This window comes from Nostoc sp., from assembly GCF_041747015.1.
Classification (GTDB): Bacteria; Cyanobacteriota; Cyanobacteriia; order Cyanobacteriales; family Nostocaceae; genus Nostoc.
This window is the reverse complement of record NZ_JBGTFY010000429.1, coordinates 1-3447: the sequence shown is the minus strand read 5'-3', so window position 1 is coordinate 3447 and position 3447 is coordinate 1. Positions and strand designations below refer to the sequence as shown.

6 protein-coding genes are annotated in these 3447 nt (G+C 41.6%); 2 read left to right on the top strand and 4 right to left on the bottom strand.

What is annotated here, in order from left to right; translation table 11 throughout:
* The 4 genes from ACEW80_RS33935 to ACEW80_RS33920 all read right to left on the bottom strand — a co-directional run.
* Positions 1-1062 (bottom strand): hypothetical protein (locus ACEW80_RS33935; RefSeq protein ID WP_373530826.1); only part of this gene is annotated, 1062 nt, incomplete at its 3' end.
* Positions 1062-1232 (bottom strand): hypothetical protein, encoded by a 171-nt coding sequence (locus ACEW80_RS33930; protein ID WP_373530825.1) that lies wholly within the window; start codon positions 1230-1232, stop codon positions 1062-1064. The genes ACEW80_RS33930 and ACEW80_RS33935, both read right to left, overlap by 1 nt.
* Positions 1233-1395: 163 nt before the next feature.
* Positions 1396-1572 carry a hypothetical protein gene (locus tag ACEW80_RS33925; protein WP_373530824.1) on the bottom strand — a complete coding sequence of 59 codons (177 nt, stop codon included), beginning with the start codon at positions 1570-1572 and terminating at the stop codon, positions 1396-1398.
* A 235-nt stretch (positions 1573-1807) separates the two neighbouring features.
* Positions 1808-2578, bottom strand: coding sequence for a hypothetical protein (locus ACEW80_RS33920; RefSeq protein WP_373530823.1), 771 nt, complete (start codon positions 2576-2578; stop codon positions 1808-1810).
* A 162-nt stretch (positions 2579-2740) separates the two neighbouring features.
* Here ACEW80_RS33920 and ACEW80_RS33915 point away from each other — a divergent pair, with 162 nt between their 5' ends.
* Both ACEW80_RS33915 and ACEW80_RS33910 read left to right on the top strand, forming a co-directional pair.
* A complete protein-coding gene (locus tag ACEW80_RS33915; protein WP_373530822.1) occupies positions 2741-2974 on the top strand; it encodes a helix-turn-helix domain-containing protein in 234 nt (77 codons plus the stop codon).
* A 44-nt stretch (positions 2975-3018) separates the two neighbouring features.
* Positions 3019-3195 carry a hypothetical protein gene (locus tag ACEW80_RS33910; protein ID WP_373530821.1) on the top strand — a complete coding sequence of 59 codons (177 nt, stop codon included), beginning with the start codon at positions 3019-3021 and terminating at the stop codon, positions 3193-3195.
* The last annotated feature ends 252 nt before the right edge of the window (positions 3196-3447 follow it).

Sequence of the window (3447 nt, the reverse complement as noted above, 5' to 3'; positions counted from 1 at the left end):
ATTGTTAAAAGCGAGAATGCTTTGATAGTCTTCAGCTAATTGCTTACCAATTAAATCGGCAGGAGGATTCTTTGCAGTTTTGCCATTACTAAATAGAGCCGAATTTGGAGACTCATTTTGGCGGATTAAAAGCGCTCGTTTAATTTCTATTTCTAACTGCTCGATGATTTCGTTTACATCCATACCCGAAGAATCGAAAACATCTTTAATATCGCCTTTCTTGGGAAGGTCTGCCCAGATATTTGTTGGCTCAATGGCGAGCGCGGGTATTCCTGCTTTTGAACACGCTTTCAACAGTTTGTCTGCGAATTTGCGCCCCGTCGCGTCATTATCGGGAAAAATAACAAATAACTTTGGTCTGTTGGCACTTAAAAAGTCAATAATTTGTTGGATGTAAGAACCCTCACCTCCTTGATTGCAAAAGCTAGTCAATCCTATCTGACGGGCAGTTTCTACTGCTTGTTCGCCAGCGTTGTAAAATACAACTTTCGCCGCTCCTGATGCGATCGCATCCCGTGCTTCGGCTTGACGATAAAGCGGAAATTGTTCTTCGCCTTTACCTCTGTCGCTCCACCAACCTTCATTACCTTGGTTAGGGTGATAGGGTTTCGCCCAATGGCAAGGTCTAATCTCTTTGGTATCACGTCCGCTTCGCCCGTAGGCTGGACGGCGATCGCTGTACTGCTTTCTAACTACCTTGCCTAGAGGTTCTCCCGTCTCTGGATTGGGGTAATGATATTCAATTTGCTGCTCAAATTCACTACCCACCGTGTTGAGAGTTACCCACTGCGGTGAATCAGTTTTAGGATCGAGCGCCAGGGGTAAGATTTCAGCATGGTTAGGCAAGCCACTGCGCTGTCTTCTATTTTCTTTTGCAAAAATTCCTCGCCCGTCTTTCGCTTTGCCTGTTTTCACCCAACCGATAGGGGTGTAATCCGTTTTACTACAGATAACAGCATCTTCACTCAGACGCAAGCACCAATGGTCGGAATCGCACAAGGGGCAAGGATTAGCGCGAGATGCTTCTATGCCGCTACTGGTACAGAGGCTAATTAGATTCATTACGCTACCTCCTTGTCTGCTTGTTCGGGTGCGATTACCCAGAGGGTAACGTTAAGAGACTTCGCATATTCTTTAATATTTATCTGAAAGCTTCTCAACGCCTCAATCGCAGAGGTCAAATAGTATAGACGGCGCTGTAATGAAGTAGAATTGAGATGGAAAAATTTCATACTATATAGATGCCTACTGTAAGTTATTAGCCTCAGTGGGTATTTCTAGTTTGTTTCGTTTATAGGGACTAGAGTGCTGCTTTTGCTGGCCAGCTTCCGGCGGCACTCATTAGCCCTGAAAAATTAACTATTAGCTTCTGACAACCACCAAACCCTCAAGAGCCTATGCTGCTGAAGGTTTGGTAATTTTGAGATATTCCCGGATAGCCAGTCTGACTAGAGCGGTTCTAGTTATTTTTTGATGTTTGGCTGTGACTACTAATAGATTGTGAGTAAATACATCTAACCTCGTTGGAATTACTTGGTCTAAAACTCGATTTTCTAGTCTTATTGCTGCCATAACCCTTTATATGTATACGTTTGGAGCTAAATACAAGTTTTCTTAATCTCTAAATGCTGTAACTGTACACGATTGGAATACGTGGTTTAGAGAGAGAAGTGTGTAACTGGTTGCGTCTCCGCCCTACCTTCTAAAGTCTTGAGTGATAGCAACAGTTATTTATTAGAAAAGCATAGATTTAAGCTTCCCTAACATTATTTGAGTTGTTGTTAAGAGTAGGTTAAGAATAACCTGCTTAGTTATAAATTCCTCCGAATCTTGTCCCACTGATTTTATTTCCTTCCCCATTCCAGCGATAGCTCTCACTTTTTCCTAATTTGGGACCAATTAGGCTATGTAGGTAAAGTTGGGATTTATCGAAGGCTTCTAGTTTTTGCTGGAGAGGGCGATCGCCTTCAACGCTCCGGCAAACCGCCAAGCAAAAATGGCGTAGTCTCAGAAAATCTTCGTAAGTTCGCTGCATCGAGTGGAGTTTGACGCTGAACCTCTCTACCTTTGACCTTTCCGGTTTGGTAAGCGGTTTGCCGGATTCTAGGAGTTTGCGAACCTTTTTCTCTTCAAGGTAAAATCGATAGCCCGTATCCTTCGACCATTCATGAGCCTCCAAGCATGGCGCAAAAAAGGCAGCACAATCATTTTCAATCAGTTTGCTTATTGTTTCTTCAGGTGTCTCTGGAACCCCTGCAAAATTGCAATTTTGCAGGGCGGATACAATACGATGCCAAGAGTGCTGTATAAGTCCGTAAAGAGAAATATAGAAATTAACGGTAGCGATCGTTAATTCGCTATGTTGTGAGGATGATTGCCCTTGAAAGTATTCTTGGAATCTGATATAAATCAACTTAAAGCTAGTATGAATATTTTGGTAGTGTTCTTTCTGGCTGTCAGTTTCACAGAGTTGCCACCAAGTAATAGGTGGCAATCCATCCACCGCTTTCAAGATTGCTGACTGAGTGTTTTCGTTAGTGGTCTGCTGCAAAGACTCCTCGTTTATGTGCTTTGGCATTATTTGTTTACCCGACGATTTGGGTACGGACGATTACATTTGTTTTCTAGGCACATGGTGCGATCACCCTTTAAGCTTGTCTACTATTAGTATAATATACTATACTATCGTGTCAATTTAGATAGGTATAGTAAAATAGACATAGAGTTAAAGTGAATTGTCATGATTCGGAATGATTTAAGAAGGCTGCTAGACCAAAAAGGCATTAATGCTTACAGACTTCACCAACAAACAGGCATTCACAAAGCCACGGCATTAAAGCTGTATCACGATCCTGAATATATACCTCGCCCAGATGTTATGGAAAAGCTGGCAGAGGTTTATGGCTGGCAGCCTGGTTGGTACATAAACTATGTGCCGAAAGAGATTGCAGAAAGCTTAGTAGCTACAACTTAGTACAGTATATTGTACTTATGTGCTATTAACGGGAAGTAGTTTAAATGACAAACATAGAGCCAACACTATTTGATATTGCGGCTCAATTGACTGAGATTAAGCAGGGACAGGGACAAATTGAGATTAAGCAACAAATAGACAGAATAGAAACGAGGTTTGACAGTATTGATAAGCGCTTTACCAATTGGGATAACCGCCTTGCTGACCTAAGTAGGGGTTGAGCCGAGATACGTGTAATTTAGTGCCACTTCGCTGAAAAAACTTACTATATCAAAATTTCAGCCCTAGTCCGTTTTGTTCAGCTAATATCTGCTAACTAAAATTAGCAGATATAAATTGACCTAAAAAAGAGTTTTATATCTGCTTTCTGCCTGGGTGCAATGGCGTAATGGTGAAAGTTTAGACAAACTACTTTCCGAAATTTCGCCAATTCAAAAATCTAAAAATTTGAAAATTTGAAATTCTACCAAGTC

Excerpts from the sequence above, each read along its gene's own strand:
- ACEW80_RS33930 (WP_373530825.1), bottom strand. The coding sequence starts at position 1,232 with ATGAAATTTTTCCATCTCAATTCTACTTCATTACAGCGCCGTCTATAC.
- ACEW80_RS33925 (WP_373530824.1), bottom strand. The coding sequence starts at position 1,572 with ATGGCAGCAATAAGACTAGAAAATCGAGTTTTAGACCAAGTAATTCCA.
- ACEW80_RS33920 (WP_373530823.1), bottom strand. The coding sequence starts at position 2,578 with ATGCCAAAGCACATAAACGAGGAGTCTTTGCAGCAGACCACTAACGAA.
- ACEW80_RS33915 (WP_373530822.1), top strand. The coding sequence starts at position 2,741 with ATGATTCGGAATGATTTAAGAAGGCTGCTAGACCAAAAAGGCATTAAT.
- ACEW80_RS33910 (WP_373530821.1), top strand. The coding sequence starts at position 3,019 with ATGACAAACATAGAGCCAACACTATTTGATATTGCGGCTCAATTGACT.